Origin of the sequence: Roseobacter denitrificans OCh 114 (assembly GCF_000014045.1) — a bacterium.
GTDB classification, from domain to species: Bacteria; Pseudomonadota; Alphaproteobacteria; order Rhodobacterales; family Rhodobacteraceae; genus Roseobacter; species Roseobacter denitrificans.
Genome location: NC_008209.1, coordinates 705001 through 724452 on the forward strand (window position 1 = coordinate 705001; position 19452 = coordinate 724452).

17 protein-coding genes, 1 tRNA gene, 2 rRNA genes, 2 pseudogenes and 1 riboswitch are annotated in these 19452 nt (G+C 56.5%); of the genes and pseudogenes, 14 read left to right on the forward strand and 8 right to left on the reverse strand.

The window, feature by feature from the left end:
• The first annotated feature begins 11 nt into the window (after nt 1-11).
• From RD1_RS03345 to RD1_RS03365, 5 genes are all read left to right on the forward strand, one after another.
• Nucleotides 12-87 (forward strand) — tRNA-Ala (locus RD1_RS03345).
• Between the two features lie 453 nt (nt 88-540).
• A 23S ribosomal RNA gene (locus RD1_RS03350) occupies nt 541-3371 on the forward strand.
• A gap of 85 nt (nt 3372-3456) precedes the next feature.
• A 5S ribosomal RNA gene (rrf, locus tag RD1_RS03355) occupies nt 3457-3571 on the forward strand.
• A 495-nt stretch (nt 3572-4066) separates the two neighbouring features.
• Nucleotides 4067-4462: a hypothetical protein gene (locus RD1_RS20895; protein WP_143090241.1), complete on the forward strand. Its 396-nt coding sequence runs from the start codon at nt 4067-4069 to the stop codon at nt 4460-4462.
• Nucleotides 4463-5080: 618 nt separating this feature from the next.
• Complete coding sequence (locus RD1_RS03365; protein WP_245897179.1) at nt 5081-5887, forward strand: hypothetical protein; 807 nt, start codon at nt 5081-5083, stop codon at nt 5885-5887.
• Between the two features lie 531 nt (nt 5888-6418).
• Here the strand turns inward: RD1_RS03365 and RD1_RS03370 are convergent.
• The 3 genes and pseudogenes from RD1_RS03370 to RD1_RS03380 form a co-directional block, all read right to left on the reverse strand.
• Entirely contained in the window at nt 6419-6817 is a 399-nt protein-coding gene (locus RD1_RS03370; protein ID WP_011567042.1) for a DUF4149 domain-containing protein, read from the reverse strand.
• A pseudogene (gene ubiG / locus RD1_RS03375) lies at nt 6814-7523 on the reverse strand (bifunctional 2-polyprenyl-6-hydroxyphenol methylase/3-demethylubiquinol 3-O-methyltransferase UbiG). The gene RD1_RS03370 and the pseudogene ubiG overlap by 4 nt, the downstream one beginning before the upstream one ends.
• Nucleotides 7510-8223: an isoprenylcysteine carboxylmethyltransferase family protein gene (locus tag RD1_RS03380; protein ID WP_245897350.1), complete on the reverse strand. Its 714-nt coding sequence runs from the start codon at nt 8221-8223 to the stop codon at nt 7510-7512. The pseudogene ubiG and the gene RD1_RS03380 overlap by 14 nt, the downstream one beginning before the upstream one ends.
• 307 nt (nt 8224-8530) lie before the next feature.
• On the opposite strand from RD1_RS03380, the gene RD1_RS21430 reads away from it, so the two are divergent.
• Nucleotides 8531-8962: a hypothetical protein gene (locus RD1_RS21430; protein ID WP_367682876.1), complete on the forward strand. Its 432-nt coding sequence runs from the start codon at nt 8531-8533 to the stop codon at nt 8960-8962.
• Here RD1_RS21430 and RD1_RS03385 read toward each other — a convergent pair.
• From RD1_RS03385 to RD1_RS03405, 5 genes are all read right to left on the reverse strand, one after another.
• Nucleotides 8850-10145, reverse strand: a complete 1296-nt coding sequence (locus RD1_RS03385; protein ID WP_011567046.1) for a TRAP transporter large permease — start codon at nt 10143-10145, stop codon at nt 8850-8852. The genes RD1_RS21430 and RD1_RS03385 overlap by 113 nt on opposite strands.
• Nucleotides 10142-10684, reverse strand: a complete 543-nt coding sequence (locus RD1_RS03390) for a TRAP transporter small permease (RefSeq protein WP_011567047.1) — start codon at nt 10682-10684, stop codon at nt 10142-10144. Before RD1_RS03390 ends, RD1_RS03385 begins: the two co-directional genes overlap by 4 nt.
• Before the next feature lie 60 nt (nt 10685-10744).
• On the reverse strand, nt 10745-11740 hold the full coding sequence (gene dctP / locus RD1_RS03395) for a TRAP transporter substrate-binding protein DctP (protein ID WP_011567048.1): 996 nt from the start codon (nt 11738-11740) through the stop codon (nt 10745-10747).
• A gap of 66 nt (nt 11741-11806) precedes the next feature.
• The gene (locus RD1_RS03400; protein WP_011567049.1) at nt 11807-12463 is read right to left on the reverse strand and encodes a GntR family transcriptional regulator; all 657 of its coding nucleotides are present in this window, start codon (nt 12461-12463) and stop codon (nt 11807-11809) included.
• Nucleotides 12456-13325, reverse strand: a complete 870-nt coding sequence (locus tag RD1_RS03405; RefSeq protein ID WP_011567050.1) for a dihydrodipicolinate synthase family protein — start codon at nt 13323-13325, stop codon at nt 12456-12458. Before RD1_RS03405 ends, RD1_RS03400 begins: the two co-directional genes overlap by 8 nt.
• Nucleotides 13326-13423: 98 nt before the next feature.
• Between RD1_RS03405 and RD1_RS03410 the strand changes: the two genes are divergently transcribed.
• The 8 genes and pseudogenes from RD1_RS03410 (at nt 13424) to RD1_RS03440 (ending at nt 19449) form a co-directional block, all read left to right on the forward strand.
• The gene (locus RD1_RS03410) at nt 13424-14293 is read left to right on the forward strand and encodes a PfkB family carbohydrate kinase (RefSeq protein ID WP_011567051.1); all 870 of its coding nucleotides are present in this window, start codon (nt 13424-13426) and stop codon (nt 14291-14293) included.
• Nucleotides 14294-14573: 280 nt separating this feature from the next.
• Nucleotides 14574-14857, forward strand: a pseudogene (locus RD1_RS21240) (hypothetical protein); the annotation flags it as partial.
• A 182-nt stretch (nt 14858-15039) separates the two neighbouring features.
• Nucleotides 15040-15143, forward strand: a riboswitch (TPP riboswitch).
• Nucleotides 15144-15199: 56 nt separating this feature from the next.
• Nucleotides 15200-15979 (forward strand): bifunctional hydroxymethylpyrimidine kinase/phosphomethylpyrimidine kinase, encoded by a 780-nt coding sequence (gene thiD, locus RD1_RS03415; protein ID WP_011567052.1) that lies wholly within the window; start codon nt 15200-15202, stop codon nt 15977-15979.
• Nucleotides 15976-16956 (forward strand): FAD-dependent oxidoreductase, encoded by a 981-nt coding sequence (locus RD1_RS03420; RefSeq protein WP_011567053.1) that lies wholly within the window; start codon nt 15976-15978, stop codon nt 16954-16956. Before thiD ends, RD1_RS03420 begins: the two co-directional genes overlap by 4 nt.
• Entirely contained in the window at nt 16934-17131 is a 198-nt protein-coding gene (thiS, locus tag RD1_RS03425) for a sulfur carrier protein ThiS (protein WP_011567054.1), read from the forward strand. The genes RD1_RS03420 and thiS overlap by 23 nt, the downstream gene beginning before the upstream one ends.
• Before the next feature lies 1 nt (nt 17132).
• Nucleotides 17133-17903, forward strand: coding sequence for a thiazole synthase (locus RD1_RS03430; RefSeq protein ID WP_011567055.1), 771 nt, complete (start codon nt 17133-17135; stop codon nt 17901-17903).
• A complete protein-coding gene (locus tag RD1_RS03435) occupies nt 17900-18496 on the forward strand; it encodes a thiamine phosphate synthase (RefSeq protein ID WP_011567056.1) in 597 nt (198 codons plus the stop codon). The genes RD1_RS03430 and RD1_RS03435 overlap by 4 nt, the downstream gene beginning before the upstream one ends.
• On the forward strand, nt 18493-19449 hold the full coding sequence (locus tag RD1_RS03440) for a HesA/MoeB/ThiF family protein (RefSeq protein ID WP_011567057.1): 957 nt from the start codon (nt 18493-18495) through the stop codon (nt 19447-19449). Before RD1_RS03435 ends, RD1_RS03440 begins: the two co-directional genes overlap by 4 nt.
• Nucleotides 19450-19452 lie beyond the last annotated feature (3 nt).

Genomic DNA, 19452 nt, shown 5'->3' on the forward strand with positions numbered 1-19452 from the left:
CGGGATATTATGGGGCCTTAGCTCAGCTGGGAGAGCGCCTGATTTGCATTCAGGAGGTCAGCGGTTCGATCCCGCTAGGCTCCACCATAACACTCGATTAGATCGCTAAGCACTTCAGAGTGTTTAGCCGTCCAATCGGACGTCTCCGTGACAATCCACCGGATTGAACGGAATTGACATCGTAAAGAGAGATACAGTTACTTTAAGAGTAATCTTGAAGTAACAAACAACACAGTTTGTTCTTGCCGAGTATGGCTAAGAACTCAGTTGGTTCCACTCCGGTGGAAGGTTTGTGACCCGGTGCTTCCTCGCTGCGTTACGGATATCCCTGCTGAAACGAACGTGTTGTCCAAGTCAAGTACACTAACCCGAGTAACGATGCTTACCTCCTGCACGGATGGTTTGCTATATACGTTACTCTTTGTCTGGTTCGAATGAACCAGGCGGGAAAAAGTATGCTTTTGGTTCAGAATAAAGGCCATCTTTTAGTTACCAGCTGAGACGGCCGCGATAGACGACAGTCTTTCTTTTTCTGGATCAAATCAAGCGCGAAAAGGGCGTTTGGTGAATGCCTTGGCAGTAAGAGGCGATGAAAGACGTGATACTCTGCGATAAGCCATGGGGAGGTGAGAATAACCTTTGATCCATGGATTTCTGAATGGGGCAACCCACCTGATACTTTGTTATTATTGGACTTCGGTGCAGCTAATAATGAGGTAAAACAGGTATTTGTAACCTGAATACATAGGGTTATAAAGGCAAACCCGGGGAACTGAAACATCTAAGTACCCGGAGGAAAGGAAATCAATTGATACTCCCCTAGTAGCGGCGAGCGAACGGGGACCAGCCGAGCCATGAGTGTGGTTAGAATGCGTTGGAATGCGCAACCAGAGTGGGTGATAGTCCCGTATAAGAAGCATGATTGGACGTATTAAGTAGGGCGGAACACGTGAAATTCTGTCTGAAGATCGGAGGACCACCTTCGAAGGCTAAGTACTCCTTACTGACCGATAGTGAACCAGTACCGTGAGGGAAAGGTGAAAAGCACCCCGACGAGGGGAGTGAAACAGTACCTGAAACCGAACGCCTACAATCAGTTGGAGGGGCTTTACGCCCTGACAGCGTACCTTTTGTATAATGGGTCATCGACTTGGTCTCACGAGCAAGCTTAAGCCGTTAGGTGTAGGCGCAGCGAAAGCGAGTCTTAATAGGGCGTCGAGTTCGTGGGATCAGACCCGAAACCGAGTGATCTAGGCATGGCCAGGTTGAAGGTAAGGTAACACTTACTGGAGGACCGAACCCACATCCGTTGAAAAGGATCGGGATGAGCTGTGCCTAGGGGTGAAAGGCCAATCAAACTCGGAGATAGCTGGTTCTCTGCGAAATCTATTTAGGTAGAGCGTCATCCGAATACCCTCGGGGGTAGAGCACTGGATGGGTAATGGGGCCCCACAGGCTTACTGATCCTAACCAAACTCCGAATACCGAGGAGTACTAGATGGCAGACACACGGCGAATGCTAACGTCCGTCGTGGAGAGGGAAACAACCCTGACCTACAGCTAAGGCCCCTAATTCATGGCTAAGTGGGAAAGCAGGTGGGACGACCAAAACAACCAGGAGGTTGGCTTAGAAGCAGCCATCCTTTAAAGATAGCGTAACAGCTCACTGGTCTAAATAAGTTGTCCTGCGGCGAAGATGTAACGGGGCTCAAGCCATGAGCCGAAGCTTAGGATGCATTTATTGCATGGTAGCAGAGCGTAGTGTGACATAATTCCATGTCTCCTTGATCCCCTCGGGGAAATTGGAGACGTGGAGTTTTCTGTGAAGCCGGCGCGTGAGCGATCCGGTGGAGAGATCACTAGTGAGAATGATGACATGAGTAGCGACAAAGAGTGTGAGAGACACTCTCGCCGAAAGTCCAAGGGTTCCTGCTTAAAGCTAATCTGAGCAGGGTAAGCCGACCCCTAAGGCGAGGCCGAAAGGCGTAGTCGATGGGAACCAGGTTAATATTCCTGGGCCAGATGGAAGTGACGGATCCCGAAGGTCGTTCATCCTTATCGGATTGAATGGGCGGCTAAGGGGTTCCTGGAAATAGCTCCATCGCTAGATCGTACCCTAAACCGACACAGGTGGACTGGTAGAGAATACCAAGGCGCTTGAGAGAACTATGTTGAAGGAACTCGGCAAAATACCTCCGTAAGTTCGCGAGAAGGAGGCCCAGTTTCTACGCAAGTATTGGCTGGGGGCACAAACCAGGGGGTGGCGACTGTTTATTAAAAACACAGGGCTCTGCGAAGTCGCAAGACGACGTATAGGGTCTGACGCCTGCCCGGTGCCTGAAGGTTAAAAGGAGGGGTGAGAGCTCTGAATTGAAGCCCAGGTAAACGGCGGCCGTAACTATAACGGTCCTAAGGTAGCGAAATTCCTTGTCGGGTAAGTTCCGACCTGCACGAATGGCGTAACGACTTCCCCGCTGTCTCCAACATAGACTCAGCGAAATTGAATTACCTGTCAAGATGCAGGTTTCCCGCGGTTAGACGGAAAGACCCCGTGCACCTTTACTACAACTTCACACTGGCATTAGGCCGAACATGTGCAGGATAGGTGGTGGGCTTTGAAGCGTGGACGCCAGTCTGCGTGGAGCCTCCCTTGAGATACCACCCTTGTTCTGCTTGATGTCTAACCGCGGTCCGTTATCCGGATCCGGGACCTTGTGTGGTGGGTAGTTTGACTGGGGCGGTCGCCTCCTAAAGCGTAACGGAGGCGCGCGAAGGTTGGCTCAGAGCGGTCGGAAATCGCTCGTTGAGTGCAATGGCAGAAGCCAGCCTGACTGCAAGACTGACAAGTCGAGCAGAGTCGAAAGACGGCCATAGTGATCCGGTGGTCCCAAGTGGGAGGGCCATCGCTCAACGGATAAAAGGTACGCCGGGGATAACAGGCTGATACTGCCCAAGAGTCCATATCGACGGCAGTGTTTGGCACCTCGATGTCGGCTCATCTCATCCTGGGGCTGGAGCAGGTCCCAAGGGTACGGCTGTTCGCCGTTTAAAGAGGTACGTGAGCTGGGTTTAGAACGTCGTGAGACAGTTCGGTCCCTATCTTCCGTGGGTGTAGGATACTTGAGAGGAGTTGCCCCTAGTACGAGAGGACCGGGGTGAACGATCCACTGGTGGACCAGTTGTTATGCCAATAGCAGTGCTGGGTAGCTATGATCGGAAAGGATAACCGCTGAAGGCATCTAAGCGGGAAGCCCCCCTCAAAACAAGGTATCCCTGAGAGCCGAGGTAGACCACCTCGTCGATAGGCCAGAGATGTAAGCGCAGCAATGCGTTCAGTTGACTGGTACTAATTGCTCGATAGGCTTGATTTGATCCAGTAGAAGTAAGACTTCTATTCGGTTCGAAAGCATACACATACATTGTTGTACGTGACTTGGACACAGAGGTTTTATATGGTTTGGTGGTTATAGCGAGAGCAAAGCACCTGGTCCCATCCCGAACCCAGCCGTTAAGTGCCTTAGCGCCGATGGTACTGCGTCTTAAGACGTGGGAGAGTAGGTCACCGCCAAACCTAATAAAACCTCTGTTATGTATCTCTCGACGATGCAAGCAAATTCCCCCGAAAAATACATGATGTGCATAGGGCACGCTTTTGCACATATGTTCATGCAAATGGTCGAAGCGCGTGCGCCCATTGAAAAACGATACGTATGACCCGCCAACTTACTCGTGATCTTGGCAGTTTACTATGTCCAAGGAGGATACAGCCATAACGAACTTTCAAAGTTCAAGTGACCTGGCCAGTGACCCAGAGCATCTGACGAAATACCTGAAACATCATGCACCACGTAACGCTTTGAAATCTTTGATTTCAGGCAGCGTTACATAATTCAGATGTTTGCATGGCGCTTTAAGATTCCCAAACGCCTTCCACGCTTTCGGTGATTTCATCCCTATTGGTAAAGACGGTAACACAGCTCCCTGATCCGGCCCCTTCAGATGTAGAATCCGATCGCATTTTTTTCTGTTAATTTGGTTGCGGTCATCCTCGTTACATGGCGTTGGGGTGGAAATTGCAGAAAAGACCCGCATTGCGTCAGAAAGCCAAGCACTGAAAGAGATGCAGCGCTTTCAGGAAAGCGGACCACCGAACGAACCTCTTTCCGCTGATACCGCACCTCAACCAGCCCTTCATGACCTGAATAGGCACGAACCTGGCGTGGTCTTCAGGACACTGACCACCTCCTCGCATCATCTGGCGGCTTGGACACCCACTCACCTCTATTTGGCATTGCCCGCGCTGGAGAAGGGCTGGGCCGGTGACTGCCAAACAAGGAACTTCCACACACCGCTCGGGGCAGCGCAGCTTTTGGCAAGTCTTCGAGAGCAAGGTCCACTCGTCACTCAGCCATATCCATCTCCGGACTTTTGGATCGAGAACCGTAAAGGCGGAGCCGCATAGGTGGAGGCTGTAACCGCCAACCCAACCGTTCCTTACGCTCATGTCAATGCACGCCCGAGCGTCCAGCCCGAAAAGCACAAAGAGACGACAGTTTTTCATCCGTGAGATCAAGGTTGCGTCGAACAGCACTTCGGTTAACGCATATGATCCCGTATCGGCCGAGCACAAAGGTTGCGCATACCGCTTAAGACTCCGACTGTTTTCGCTCCATGTTCGCCAACAATTCCGCGTTGATCAATTGCGAAAAAATACTGCCCCGAACATGTATTTTAGGAGCTGTAGTCCGTGAGCTTTCAGCCAATCGACGAAGTCGTGCAGTTAACTAAAAACAAATCTTACCGTATTTGTTTAAAGTTTTTCGAAATATGAAGAGAAAGTAATGAACGTGTTTTGAAGCAAGGATGGCAGCGACGTCAAATCATGTTGCGCGGACTGTACCTCAGATGTCGAGAGACGCTCGAAGGCATGTGGCGCGCTGGCGCACCGGTGTTTTGAAAATCAGTTCACCGTTTCGAAAAGAAGCAGCCTGAATTGCGGGAAAAAGGTTCATAAGCTCGACCGATATCGGGCGCGCAAAAAGCGACACTTAAGCGGAACTAACCAGCGATTACAAGGTTAATGGCCAATCAGAGAAGAGAGAGAGTCAGTCTGATGCAGATGTTACCGAGTAAACTATTTGAACTGATAACGAACCTACGTGGAATCTTCAGCGATCTGGAACAGATGGGAATCCGTGTGGAAATTGGGGATGATTTCGCCAAATTCCGCAGTCTGAGGAGCCAACTGTCAAATCGCGGCCCGATTTATCCCATGTTCGATGTCGCCAGTTCGTATATCGACCAAGGCAATGGCTTCTGGGTCTGCGGTTTCAACCCGGATGGGGAGTTGATCCATACACAGGCCGTGCGCCTTCTCGATCTTGAAGGTATTTCACTCGATCAGCACCTGAAAACACACCGCCACAAGTATATCACACCCGGCTCCACGCCTGACCCGGATTGCACGTTCTATTCAGGTCCGGAAGCACTGCAGACGATCACTGGAAAAGTCTGTTATCATGGCGAATTCTGGCTTCGTGCCAGCGGCCTCGGCGGTCCGCGAAGCCAAGGTGCGACGTCCATGCTGTCGCGCATTTTGCTTGAGATCATGGTTGGCGCATGGAACCCGGCATTTGTCTTTGCGCTTGTTCCCCAAAGATTGGCCGCGAAAGGGGCCCATTTGCGCTACGGGTACAATCATTGTGACCACGGAAGTTGGTTGGACGCGGATCAACAGGTGACCGAGGAAGACCATTTAATCTGGATGGGTGCCAATGATCTGACCAATCTGATCGCGCGCGCACCGCAACGTATCCAATCGGCAAACAATGTTTCGATTGCCCAATTCACGAGGCCTTGCGGCATGCCAAAAACGTTGGTGTCCTGAAACAGGAAGCGATCTTTCGACCTGACTGCATCTCATATCAGACAGCCGCCTGTCCCAAAGTCCCTGATGGCGAAAATTCATCCCTGGTTTCCAAGGAAGTGGCAATTCGCGGTGCGGACTTGCCTCGCCATGTACATAGAGGATCATTTGACGCGGTATGGTGATAAATCTGATCCTGCGGTTTGAGAGCCTTGCGGGCCAATTGTGCACGCTCGATTGCAATGTATCGACAGGCAATACGCTTCAGTGCGCGTGACCCCTTCGGCACCTTCAAATTGCATTGGCTCGCATCAGAAGCGCTCCACGATTTGGGTCTGGTCCGAGGTCGGATACGTTCAATCACCCGGCGGTGTTGGGGAAAGACAGGGCGCAAGCCGGAGTGTTAGATTTATATTCCGAGCCCTGAAAGCCAAATCTCCACCAACCTGACATCTTGTAACTTGCTATTGTGAGCCACGTCGGGTTGAGCGGCCATTCGCTGTGCGCTCTGCCCTGCAGCCAAACCCACCTCGAAATTCAGGACCCACATCGCTACACCGAACCCGGAAGCAGCGACACTACCACACCTGCCATTACGATATGTGCAAGCGTCAGCAGTACAGACAGCCCATGAAGCCACTTGAACGATGACTTTGCGCCGGTATCGGTCGCACGGTTGATCGCGGGCATCAGGATCTGGCGCGCGGGCACAGTCGTGAGCGCAATCCCACCCAGAACCAACGCCAAAGGCAGGCTGACAAAATACGTCAGAACGGCGGCGGACGTGGCCCCTGCAATTACAAAGAGGTAAAAATGCGGAAAGGCCTTGCGCAGCGTTGGGCCTGCCACTTCTGCGGGTAAGGCCGAGAAGAGAAAAGCCGCAAAGCCAAAGGAATAGAGTATCATGCCCCCGAAGAGCAGCGCCGTCATCAAAAGTGCCGCAGTCATCATCTATGTGCCCCCCCGTTCTGTGCCGTTCCCATGTAAATGATTGTCGTCAGCGGCAAACGTCCGAACCGCAGATCCCCCCGCAGGCTCACCCCGCGCGGACCAAGGCCTGTCATCGCCCTGGCACAAAACCCGCCCTGCCTAGCGCCGCGTGCAACTCGCCCGGTTTGATGAACATATCCGGATCGTGGGTGCCCTTTGGCAACAGCCGCAGAATGTCCTCGGCCATTGTGATGGTGGCAAACCGTGCCAGCGGGTTGCGATTGATTGTGTCGAAAAAAAACATACCACCCGGCACCAGTGTCCGGGCGACCTCGCTGAGTACCAGATCAAGGTCTTCCACGTGCTCCAGAACGTCAACGCAAACCACTGCGTCAAAGCTATCGTCGGCGTAGGGCAATGTCTCACCTTTGCCGACATCATAGCGTATGTCGTGACCGTCAAGTTCAGCGTGCTCGCGCGCGGCATCAATGGCCTGTGCTGCCGGGTCGATCCCGGTCACGATTGCGCCGCGCTCGCACAGGGCCTCGGCCATGAACCCGCCGGCACATCCCAGATCCAGAACGCGCTTGTCGCGCCAGTCAATCTTGCGGTCAAAAAATGCCAGCCGACCGGGCACCATTGCCTTGAGGGTGCGTACCCAGCGGATGTCGTCCGACCACCACTGCGCCGCGACGTCGTCATAAATCGTCAGATCATTGCGGGTCATGGCGGGCAATCCTCGGTAAGACATATGGGGTGTTGTCACGGTAATGTACAAATCGCGCCCCGTAGCGCGCGGCAAAGCGGCGCTCCTTCAAGAGCGGTGCCAGCAGACAATAAGCCGTGAGGCAGGCTGCCAGGAGCAGTTGATCGGGCGTCCAGACCGGCACCGTCCAGAGCGTCAGGGTGAATGCGACGTAGATCGGTTGGCGGATCACCCGGAACAGTCCGCGCGTCGGCATGTCGGGAAAGCGCAGCTTGATTTTTCCCAGCAAGGTCATCCATCCCAGCGCGCCCGATTGAACTTCGGCTCCGGCGTCAAAGCTGGCCTTGAGCAACAGCAGCCACGACGCCCCATAGGCGGCGCAACTCACGCCAAAGATCCAGCCTTCAGCACGCCACCAGACAACCCCCGATGGTGTCCAGAGGGTGAACAGCATCAGCAGCTGAGCAGACGCGATCAGCGCGTAGGTCGAGGTCGCGAGTGTCACGCCGTGGGCCCCGGGGATCATACGCGACAAAACCCGCATACCGCGCTTTGTAAGCAGCAGAGAATGCAGCAGCGGAAACTGCAGGATCAGGGCCATATTTGCGATCCAGCTCCACGGGTGTGGTACTTGCCCAAGGCTCGTGCTCAGGCCAAAGAACATCGAAACGATCATCGCCAGTACCGCCGCCGCAAAACTCAGATGTGTGGCGAGCCCCATGGCCAGCGCCGTCGCAATACGTGCGCGCCCCGGGGGTGGGCTGAACGCTGCGCGCAGCAGTCGCTCAAGGCCTTCTGCGCGCGGGTCGTGCCGCCATGCTTCGAGATGGGTTTCAAGCTTACGTTTTCTCATAATTGTTCAAGCTAAGTCCCTGCGCGTCAGGATCAATCGCTGCGGCGCATCTGTCACGCTACCCTCGCGCGAACCAAGCCATCCATTGTCTAGCGGCGCGCCTTCATCATTCGGAAGGCGCCGCATGGCACCCATCGCGGGGCATGGCGACAGCGGGATGGGCAAGGCCATCATCATGCAACGCTTCCGTGATCAGCATCCGCCACATCTTGATCGCCGGTCCGGGGTTCTGGAGGCGTCGGTCTTGGCCACGGAAATGGTAAGCCGCCCCGGAGAACGGCGGTTTTATGGTGAATTGTTTTGTCTCTTTGGCACGTCCCGGGCATCGCGATCGAAAGCGGGACCGAACAGATCACCGACAGCTTGGCTGAGGTCCGGATGCCTGTATTTGGCACCGACATTGGTTTGCTGCCAATCCCGTGGAGTGAATTGCAAGGATGGCGGATCACTTGCCCGCACTGTGCGGAACCCCGCACGAGCGTGTTGCACCGTTTTCAGGCTGGGTATCCAAAGAGGCGCGGCAACCACAGGACGACGCCGGGGGCCAGTGCCAACCACAAAAGAGCGGCCAGTAGCACCAGCAGGAAAGGCCAGACGGCACCGATGATCTCTGACAGAGGGATTTGTGTTACTGCGTTGATCACGAAGAGTAATATTCCGTAGGGTGGGGTTATCATGCCGATCATGCAGTTGATGACGGCCACCACGCCGAAGTGTACCAGATCGATGCCCAGCTCTCGGCAGGTGGGCAAGAACAGCGGGATGATGACCAGAATGATCGTGGTCGCATCCAGCACGCAGCCCAGGAGCAACAAGAGCAACATCACCCCGAGCATGAAGGCTTGTGGTGAAATGTTCAGCCCCGTGAGGTGCGCAGCAAGAAGGCTTGGAATGTTCTCTGACGCGACCACGTAATTGAGAATCAACGCGCCGCCGATGACGAGGCCCACCGCCGCTGAGGACCGTGCGCTTTCCACCAGAATACGGAACAAGGCGGACGGGCTGAGCGCGCGGTAAAACAGTGCCGACAAGACCAAAGCATAAAACGCGGCCACTGCGGCGGCCTCTGTGGGCGTCGTTACACCTCCGTAGATGCCGTAAAGCAGGATCGCGGGCATCAACAACGCCGGAAAGGCGTTGATGGTCCGGCCAGGTAGTTCGGATAAAGGCACCGGTGTTTCCAGTGCAAGCCCCCGTCGATGTGCCAACCAGGTGTTCATACCCATCAGCACCAACCCCATCAGAACACCCGGCAGAATCCCCCCAAGAAAGAGGTAGCCGATGGATGTATTCGAGACCAATGCGTAAAGCACCATCGGGATACTGGGTGGTATGACTGGCCCGATGGTCGCTGAGGCGGCCGTGATCGCGGCGGCATACCCCCGCGGGTACTGGCCTGACTTGGTCATCATTTGAATGATAATCTTGCCGATTCCGGCTGCATCCGCCACGGCAGAGCCGGACATCCCCGAAAAAATCAGGGACGCCACAACGTTCACATGACCCAAGCCGCCGCGAAACCGACCCACGACTGCCACGCAGAAGCCAAGCAGGCGGTCCGAAATCGTGCCCGCGTTCATGATATTGGCCGCCACGATGAAAAGCGGTACCGCCAGCAAAATGAAGCTGTTGTAAAGCCCGTCCATCAGCACTTTGCCGGAAATGCCGATGCCCTGTCCCGCCACGGCCAGATAGGCAAAGGACGAGATAAGGATGGCATAGGCGATGGGTGCGCCGATCCCGGCCAGCCCGAATAGAACGATCAGGCAGATTGCGAACTCCAGGCTCATTCGGGATGCCTTGGTTCATCGACGCCATAGCGCACGGCGCGGTAGACGACGTATCCATAGCGCGCTCCAACCGCGACAAGAAAGACGATATAGATTGAATAGATGTCGCGCATGCGCACCCAATCCCCTAGCAAATTCGAGAGCGTCGCTGTTTTCTTGAGCCGGAGAATGTGGAACTTCTCCATCGTGGGTCCGATGGAAGCCAGCAAACCGATGCAAATGGCCAGTCCTGCGACTATGGTGAACCCGCGCCGCACGGGTGGTGGGGCGTTCAGGTAAAGGATGTCAAAGGTTACATGGTCGCGGTTTTGTACCACAAAAGCATTACCCCAGAAGATCAGCCATACCCAGAGCAAAAGGCAGAATTCCAGTGTCCAGCCATAAAGCGAAGGGTCCAGCAGTGGAAAGGTCGCAGCGATCCCCTCCACCCGTGCAGAATAGCGAACGGCGATCTGAAGTATGAACGTCAGGAACATCAGCGCCATCATGGCTGCTGCAACCGCATTGGCAAAGCTGCGCAAAAAAGGAAGGGGCGTCATGGGCAAGGTCCGCAGGGAAAGGGGAAAGGCAGCCGCACTGCCTCTCCCCGCTGTTTCAAATCAGTTGCCCAAGGCGTTGATTTTATCCAACACGCCTTCGGGCCAGGATGCTGCAAACTCGGAGCCTACATATTGCTCCTGCACATGGGTGCGGAAGGCGTCGAGATCGGGGGCATAAATTTCCATGCCCTGTTCCTCAAGGAAGGACACAAGCTCCTGTTCCTTGGCCAACTGCTTTTCCCGCCCGCTTTGCGCGGCAGCATCAGCAGCGGTCTGCACGATTTCTTGCTGCTCGGGCGACAAACCGTCCCAAACAGCCTTGGAAAATGCGATGTAGTTGAGGTCAACCAGATGCCCGGTCAACGCCACCTGATTTGTCACTTCGTAGAACTTGGCATCGACGACCGTGGGCAGTGGATTATCCTGACCGTCAACACTGCCGGTTTGCAGTGCGGTATAGATTTCAGTGAAGGCCATTGGCGTAGGGTTAGCCCCAAGCGCCTTGCCGAGGAACTGCCAGGCATCGGTGCCGGGCATGCGCAGGTTCACGCCAGCCAGATCGGCCGGTGTGGTGACCGTCAGTTCTTCTTTGGTCTGGCGCAGGTTCACATGGCGCTGGCCCAGATACATTACGGAAAGCAGCTTTATGCCCAGTTCATCCTCGACGGTTTTCTTGAACGGATCCATCAGTGGATCGTTGAACACTGCTACCTGATGTTCTGCGCTTTGGTGCACGTAACCGGTGGCAAAGATCGAGAATTCGGGGAAGAACTGCGCCAGTTCCTGCGCCGATGCGATCGACATCTCGAGATCCCCTGATGCGATTGCCTCAAGCTCTGAATTCTGGGCAATCAGCGATGCGTTATAATGGGGCTGGTAGGTCGCAAAGCCGGCCACGGCAGGCGCGAAAACCTCTGCCAATGCAACGCTGCGCTGGTCAGTCTCGGATGCCGGCGTGGACATGCGTAGAGTGATCTTATCCTGCGCAAAGGCAGGTGTGGCCAGTGCCGCTACGCTTAGCGCCATCAAGGTGCGGCGGGTCAATTTCAGGGTCATGTAGTTTCCTCCTCTGGTGTGCGGTGGTTTCCGCGTACTCCGCAGGTTAGCCCTGCGAGAATTCGGTCATACGCCAAGTGCCCGGCGTTTGGCGCTGTCGATATGGGCGTGCATGGCAGTCACGGCGGCTTCAGTGTCCCGCGCCAAAAGCGCGTCGACCACAGCAAGATGTTCATCCATGACCGACACGGCCAGTTCGGGCAACATTCGCGTATCAGAATTGCGGATCAAGCGGATTTTGATCGCATTGACCCGGTAGATGTCAGAAATAATCTGGTTGCCCATGGCATCGACCACCAGATCGTGGAACGCCCAATCCATCTTTTGCGCTTCTGCCAGTAGATCCTCGGGCAAGCCGCCCACCGCTTGTGCGCGAATGGTGCGGTGATCTGTGGCGATTTGGGCGATTTGCGCCGTGCTGGCTTGCGCACAGAAAAGCGCGATTGCCTCCCCTTCTATCATGCGGCGCAGTTGAAAAGCGTTACGCACCAGATCAAGGTCGATGTTCAACACCTGGAGCCCGCGCTTGGGCACAGTCTTGATCAACCCGTCCGCCTCCAGCCGTGGTATCATCTCTCGGATCGCACCCAAGGGCATGCCTGTCAGTTCCACCAACTCGCGCTGGGAAACGATCTGACCGGGTGCGATGTCCTGCGACAGAAGTTTTTGGGTAAAGCTGGAATAGGCGTGATCGCGCGCCCGGTTTTCTGAGCTGTTACTCATCAGTTTGCGCCGTTTTACAGCGGGACAAAAGAGTGGCGCGGTCCGGATCGGGCAGCGGCGACAAAGGAGCGCGCAAATTGCCCCACGCGGCATTGCCCGAATGCGCAGCCATCAGTGTCTTTAGCGCAGGAACGACCGGCCCGGCCACCACTGCATTCACCTCGCGCGACAATGCTGCGTCCTCCTGTCCTGTCGCAAACAGAGTGTTCAACCGGGCGGGGTAAAGGTTGGACATACCGCAGATCGACCCCGCTGCCCCAAGCGCAACAGCCCGGTGCAACAGGCGTTCATCCCCGACTAACACCGGCACGTTTCCGTGTTTCAACAAGCGTTCGGTGTTGTCCCAGTCACCAGAGCTGTCCTTTATTGCGATCACCCGGTCGGGATGCGCGGTGCGCAACCCGATGACCAGATCAAAAGACAACGGAACGTGGGTCAGTTGCGGAATATGATACAGAATGAACTTGGCCCGTGGATCGGCCTGCGCGAAAACATGTGCATGCCACTCGCGCAGACCTGCATCGCCGGGCGCGGGAAAGTAAAACGGTGGCAGAAGCAGAAATGTATTGATTCCATACGCGGCGGCCTGATCAATTTGCGCTAGGGCGTCGCCGGTCGATGTTGCGCAAATGCCAGCAAAAATCTGCTCTGCCGGGATGCCTGCGTTGGTCATGGCGCCAAACACAGCCGGACGTTCGGATAGCGCAATGGATGCGCCTTCGCCAGTGGTGCCGAACAGGGTGACGCCGCGCGCGCCGGCGGCCATCACATCCGCAGCATGGCGCGCCATAAGAGCAGTATCAATTGGACCGGCAGCAGTGAACGGCGTCAAAAGTGCCACTGAAATCCCGATGTCGGCCATTTTTCCCCCGTGTAAATACTGATAAGTTCACCAGCTGCGCGTTGACTGTCAAGCTAACATGTTAGACTGTTGTTGAAAATAGTCACTTAGGTCTTGCAGTGCCCCATATCCTCTGCGCCGGTCTGATTACCGTTGATTTTACATTTGAGACAGATGGTTTCCCAGTCGAGGGAAACAAGCACCAGGCGCGGATGTCGCGTATGATGCCCGGCGGTGGTGCGTTGCTGGCAGCCTCTGCGATTGCAAAGCTTGGTGGACGTGTGGATCTAAAAGGCTGCGTCGGCGATGACGCGTTAGGCGCGCATGTGCGGGAAACCCTTTGCGCACGGGGCATTGGCACGGACCACCTACAAACGATAGCGGGCACGGGTACAGCGCGATCCGCCGTGATCGTCAGCGATGCCGGTGAGCGCACAATCATCAACCACCGCGCGCAAGCACTGTTTCCTGAAACGCCTGACATCCAATTTGATCATGATGCCGCCCTGGTCGATACCCGCTGGCCCGGCGCTGCCGTTCGTATCTTGCGAGCGGCGCGGATGGCCGGAAAATTGGGTGTGATTGATGCCGAAAGCCCGGTGCGCCTGTGTCACGAAGCTCTGCCATTGGCGAGCCACATCATTTTTTCCGAACAGGGCTTGAGCGATTATGCCGGGGCCTGCGACGCGGCAGCCCTGTCAGATGTCGCCCATGAACTGGGTGTCTGGGTTGCAGTTACCCGCGGGGCGCGCCCGGTCTTGTGCCATGATGGTGTAACCTTGACGCAGGTCTTGCCTTGTAAGGTGGATGCTGTGGATACTCTGGGCGCGGGTGACGTGTGGCATGGGGCTTTCACGCTCGCCCTTGCGCGCGGCGAAACTGCGGTTGCGGCGGCAAAATTTGGTAACGCAGCGGCGGCTGCAAAAGTGACGATGCCCGGGGGTCGTATGCCAGATCAGACAGACGTGGCGGCTTTCCTTGACTGTTGATCTGAGGTGTCGGCGGCTGTGCTCACGCCAACTTGGTGCCGCATCGCGTTCATAGCGGTGCGGATGATTTTTAAATCGCATGCGGACAGGATGACGGCGGTCCTCGATCCTGATGGCATTGTCTATCTGCAAGGCAGTGATCCGCGTGTTCAGAACCGGCATATAACTTTCCGACAGGGTGCTAAGGTCAAACCCACAGCTGGCTGGCCCGCCGCCTCACAAAGCTACACGGGCGCCATGAGTGATGTCTTGCCATCTGTCGTAATCTGCCAGAGCGGTATTGCCAAGTTGCGAGCGTTTCGAAGACGGCTACAGGTGGCAAGTTAACATTCCATCCCGCCCGCCGCGCCTGAAGGGTTTTTGCTCCCTTCGTGAGGTCATTGCCTACGCGGTCTGGGCATACCATCGGTTTGCTTTGAGTAGTGCAGTCAAAGACATTTGCGCGGAACGGCATATCATCGTGAGCCGGAAACCATTCCACTCTGCGTCAATTGATTTGGCGCAGATTTTACCGCCTGCATCCGGCGCGTCCGCCCCAAGCCGAACGACAAATGGCACGTGGACGCGACTTACATCCGGGTCGGCGGGAAATGGCGATATCCATGGCGGGTGGGCGTCGCGTGGTAGAAAATTCATAGTCGTGACCAATTTTCTTTTCCGAAGCCCAATTTCGTAAACATTCAGAACAATCCTCGCGAGGTCATTTATCCGTTTGACGCTTCTGCGCGATCAATTTAGAGGTGCACTCATATCTGTTGGGGTGCCCATAACCGGGCTGAGATGCACAAGCTGCAAACCCATTGAACCTGAACCGGTTAGGACCGGCGGAGGGAACAGCTTGCGGAACTCGCATCCGTTTTGTCCTGCTCCCTTCAGCTTCCTGACCCCTAAACCGAGGGCTACGACATGGTAGCAAGGGCGTTAACGATTGCTGGTTCCGACTCTGGTGGCGGGGCTGGTATTCAGGCCGACCTCAAGGCTTTTTCGGCTATGGGGGTTTATGCCGCCTCCGTTGTGACGGCGGTTACCGCACAGAACACCACAGCCGTTACAGCCATTCATCCTATCCCGGACGGGGTCGTCGCTGCGCAGATCAAAGCCGTTCTGAATGATATCGATATAGACGCGATCAAGATCGGGATGCTGGGCACACCGTCGCTGATCGCAGCCGTAGCGGATGCGCTGGCCGGCTATGATGGGCCGGTTGTGCTTGATCCTGTGATGGTTGCTAAATCAGGTGATACGCTGCTGGCCGATCATGCGATAAATGCGCTGAAATCTTCACTTTTCGGACGCGCGACCCTGCTGACACCTAACCTGCCTGAAGCGGCGAAACTGGTTGGCGCGGGCAGCACGCAGTCGCAGGCGGCCGCCCTTCTGGAGCATGGCGTCGGTGCAGTTCTGATGAAAGGCGGACATGCAGACGGAGAGACCTGCACCGACCATCTTGTCTCGCAAACAGGAACGCAAGAGTTTTCGGCCCCACGGGTGAATACACCTAACACCCACGGCACGGGATGTTCCTATTCCTCTGCGATCGCGGCGGGTCTCGCGCAGGGTATGGCGTTGAGCGATGCGGTATCGCGTGCGCACAGGTGGCTACATCAAGCGATTTTGCATGCCGATGACTTGCACGTCGGGCAGGGCCATGGGCCCGTTCATCACTTTCACGCGTTTTGGAAATGAGCGGCCCATTCACCATTCTGGGTGGCGGCGTTTGCGGGTTGGCAGTGGCGGCAGAATTGTCGTCACGCGGCGCGCAGGTCACACTCATTGATCCCAAGGGCGCGCCCGGCGATCATGCCTGTTCTTGGTGGGCCGGCGGCATGCTGGCGCCCGATTGTGAAGGCGTGAGTGCTGAGCCCGAGATCATGCGTCAAGGCCGCAAAGCGGCAGGGTGGTGGGAAAGCCAAGGCGGGATTGTAAATCACAAGGGCACGCTCGTTGTTGCGCTTAATCGCGATCAAAGCGATCTGGCAACTTTTGCGCGCCGTGCGCCGACCGCGACATCGCTGACAAAAACGCAGATCGCCGAGTACGAGCCGCTTTTGGCGGAACGTTTTTCCAAGGCGCTGTTCTTGGCAGATGAGGGACATCTTGACCCTCGTGCAACACTGACCGGATTGCATGCGCGGCTGGAGCAAAGAGGCGTGGGCTTTGGCGGCAATACCAACGGTCAGGTAATCGACTGCCGCGGGTTTGCTGCGCGCGATACCCTCACGGATTTGCGCGGCGTGAAGGGCGAGATGCTTGTGGTCCGCTGCCCCGATGCGACGCTGTCGCGCCCCGTGCGGCTGCTTCACCCGCGATTTCCACTGTATATCGTGCCGCGTGGCGACAATGTCTTCATGTTGGGTGCGACCCAGATCGAAACCGGCGAACGCGGGCGCGCGACGCTGCGGTCTGTTATGGAATTGATGAATGCGGCCTACGCCCTGCACCCCGCTTTTGGTGAGGCAGAGCTGTTGGAAATTGGCGTGGATGCACGCCCTGCCTTTCCAGACAACCAACCGCGCATCCGGCGGATTGGTGATGTGATTTATGTAAACGGTCTGTTTCGGCACGGATTTCTGCTTGCACCTGCACTAGCGCAGATGACGGCGGACCTGTTGCAAAAGGGCAAGATACCGGAGGTTTGGTATGAAGATCATCGTGAACGGTGAAGCACTTGAGACAGGCGCGCCCACACTGGCCGCGCTCTTGGAAGAGCTTGGGAAGGCTGAGGCCAAGGTGGCCACCTCGCTGAACGAGACATTCGTGTCCAGGCATCAGCGCGCCGAGAATTCTTTGCAAGAGGGGGATCGCGTCGAAATCGTGGCCCCGCGACAAGGAGGATAGAATGCCCATTTTTTACGGCACAGAAGTGACATCCCGGCTGATGCTGGGCACCGCGCAATACCCGTCGCCCGCAATTTTGGCGGATGCTTTTCGCCGCTCGGACGCAGGGATTGCCACGGTTTCAGTGCGGCGCGAGGCGGGTGGTGATCAGGCGGGGCAGGATTTCTGGGGGTTGATCCGGGATCTGGGTGTCGCCGTGCTTCCCAACACCGCAGGCTGTTATTCGGTGCGCGAGGCCGTGACCACTGCCCAGATGGCGCGCGAGTTGTTCGACACCAACTGGATCAAGCTCGAGGTCATCGGCCACACCGATACATTGCAACCTGATCCCTTCGGGCTCGTCGAAGCAGCCGCACAACTGGCCGAGGACGGGTTTGAGGTGTTCCCTTATTGCACCGAAGACTTGGTGCTGTGCGAGCGGCTGGTCGAGGTCGGTTGCAAGGTTTTGATGCCATGGGGCGCACCCATCGGCACCGGCTTGGGGCTGAACAACATCTACGGTCTGCGCAGCTTGCGTGCGCATTTTCCCGATACGCCACTGGTCGTGGATGCAGGTCTTGGATTGCCCTCCCATGCGACGCAAGCGATGGAGTTGGGGTATGACGCGGTTCTGTTGAACACAGCCGTTTCAAAAGCGGGCGATCCGGCGGCGATGGCGCACGCCTTTGCTTTGGCGGTCGAAGCCGGCGCGCTGGCCGCCGGTGCCGATCCCATGGATGCACGCGACATGGCGGCGCCTTCCACGCCCGTCTTCGGAAAGGCCATGCTATGACGCTGCCCCGCTTTTACCCGATCTTTGACGATGTGGCCTGGCTGCGGCGCATGCTGCCCTTGGGGGTGAAGTTCGTGCAGCTGCGCATCAAAGACCAGCCGCAAGATGTGCTGCGCGCCCAACTGACCGAAGGCCGCGATTTGTGCCGTGCCCATGGCGCACTGCTGGTGGTCAATGACCATTGGCAACTGGCCATTGATCTGGGCTGTGACTGGGTGCATTTGGGTCAGGAAGACCTTGATGCGGCGGATGTGGCGGCGATCCGTTCCGCCGGACTGAAGCTTGGGATTTCGACCCATGACAAAGCCGAACTGGTACGCGCGCTGGCGTTGAAACCAGACTATGTTGCATTGGGGCCGATCTATCCAACGATCCTGAAAAAGATGAAATGGCACCAGCAGGGCGTTGAGAAGCTCAGCGAATGGAAAGACCGTGTGGGCGACATCCCTCTTGTCGCCATCGGCGGGATGAGCACGGACCGCGCAGCGGCGGCATTTGATGCCGGCGCGGATGTTGTCTCGGCCGTTACGGACATTGCGCTGCACGACGATCCGGAGAGCCGCGTCAGGGAATGGCTGGAGGTCTGCGGATGAGCCGCTATGCCCGCCAGACTGCGGTATTGGGACAGGCCGCGCAGGATAAGCTGGCCGGGTCCTCTGTCCTTGTGATCGGTGGCGGCGGTTTGGCCGCCCCCGTGATGCAATACCTCGTCGGTGCCGGTGTCGGCCAAATCCGAATTGCGGATGCAGATGTCATAAGCCTGTCCAACCTGCACCGCCAAACGCTGTTTCGCGAGGCTGATATCGGCTTGCCAAAAGTCGATGTGATCGCAAAGGCGATGGCTGCGTTAAATCCTGACACGCGCATTGAACCCATTCGCCAGCGCGTCGACCCGGCCAATATTGCAGCCCTTTGCGAGGGCATGACACTGACCCTGGACTGTGCAGACAGTTTCGCGGTCAGCTATATCGCGTCTGATTATTGTCTTGGGGCAGGTCAGCCCCTTGTCAGCGCCAGCGTAGTGGGGCGCGACGGTTATGTCGGCGGCTTTTGTGGCGGCAAACCGGGGTTGCGTGCGGTTTTTCCCGATCTGCCGGATCAGCTTGGCTCTTGTGATACAGACGGTGTACTGGGGCCAAGTGTCGGTGTGATCGGCAGCCTTCAGGCGCAGATGGCGATCGCAGTCCTGACGGGCGATCTGCACGTCTTGGGGCAGCTTGTAACCTTTGACGCGGGCGGGATGCGGTTTGGGGGCTTCCGCTTTGACACGGCATCAGACCCTGCGCCCAATCCCGCCTTTATCGCCCCGCGCGACATCGCCGCGACTGATTTTCTGATCGACCTGCGCGCGAAAGATGAAAAGGGGCCAATCCTACCGCAGGCAACGCGCCATGCCGTGTCCGATCTTGGGCCACATGGCCCCACACCTGACGCAAACCAACGTGCCGTTCTGGCCTGCCGTTCTGGCCTGCGTGCCTGGCAGGCGGCGGACCGGCTTTCACAACACTGGCAGGGCGAGATCAAACTTCTCGCTCTCGGAGAATAAGGA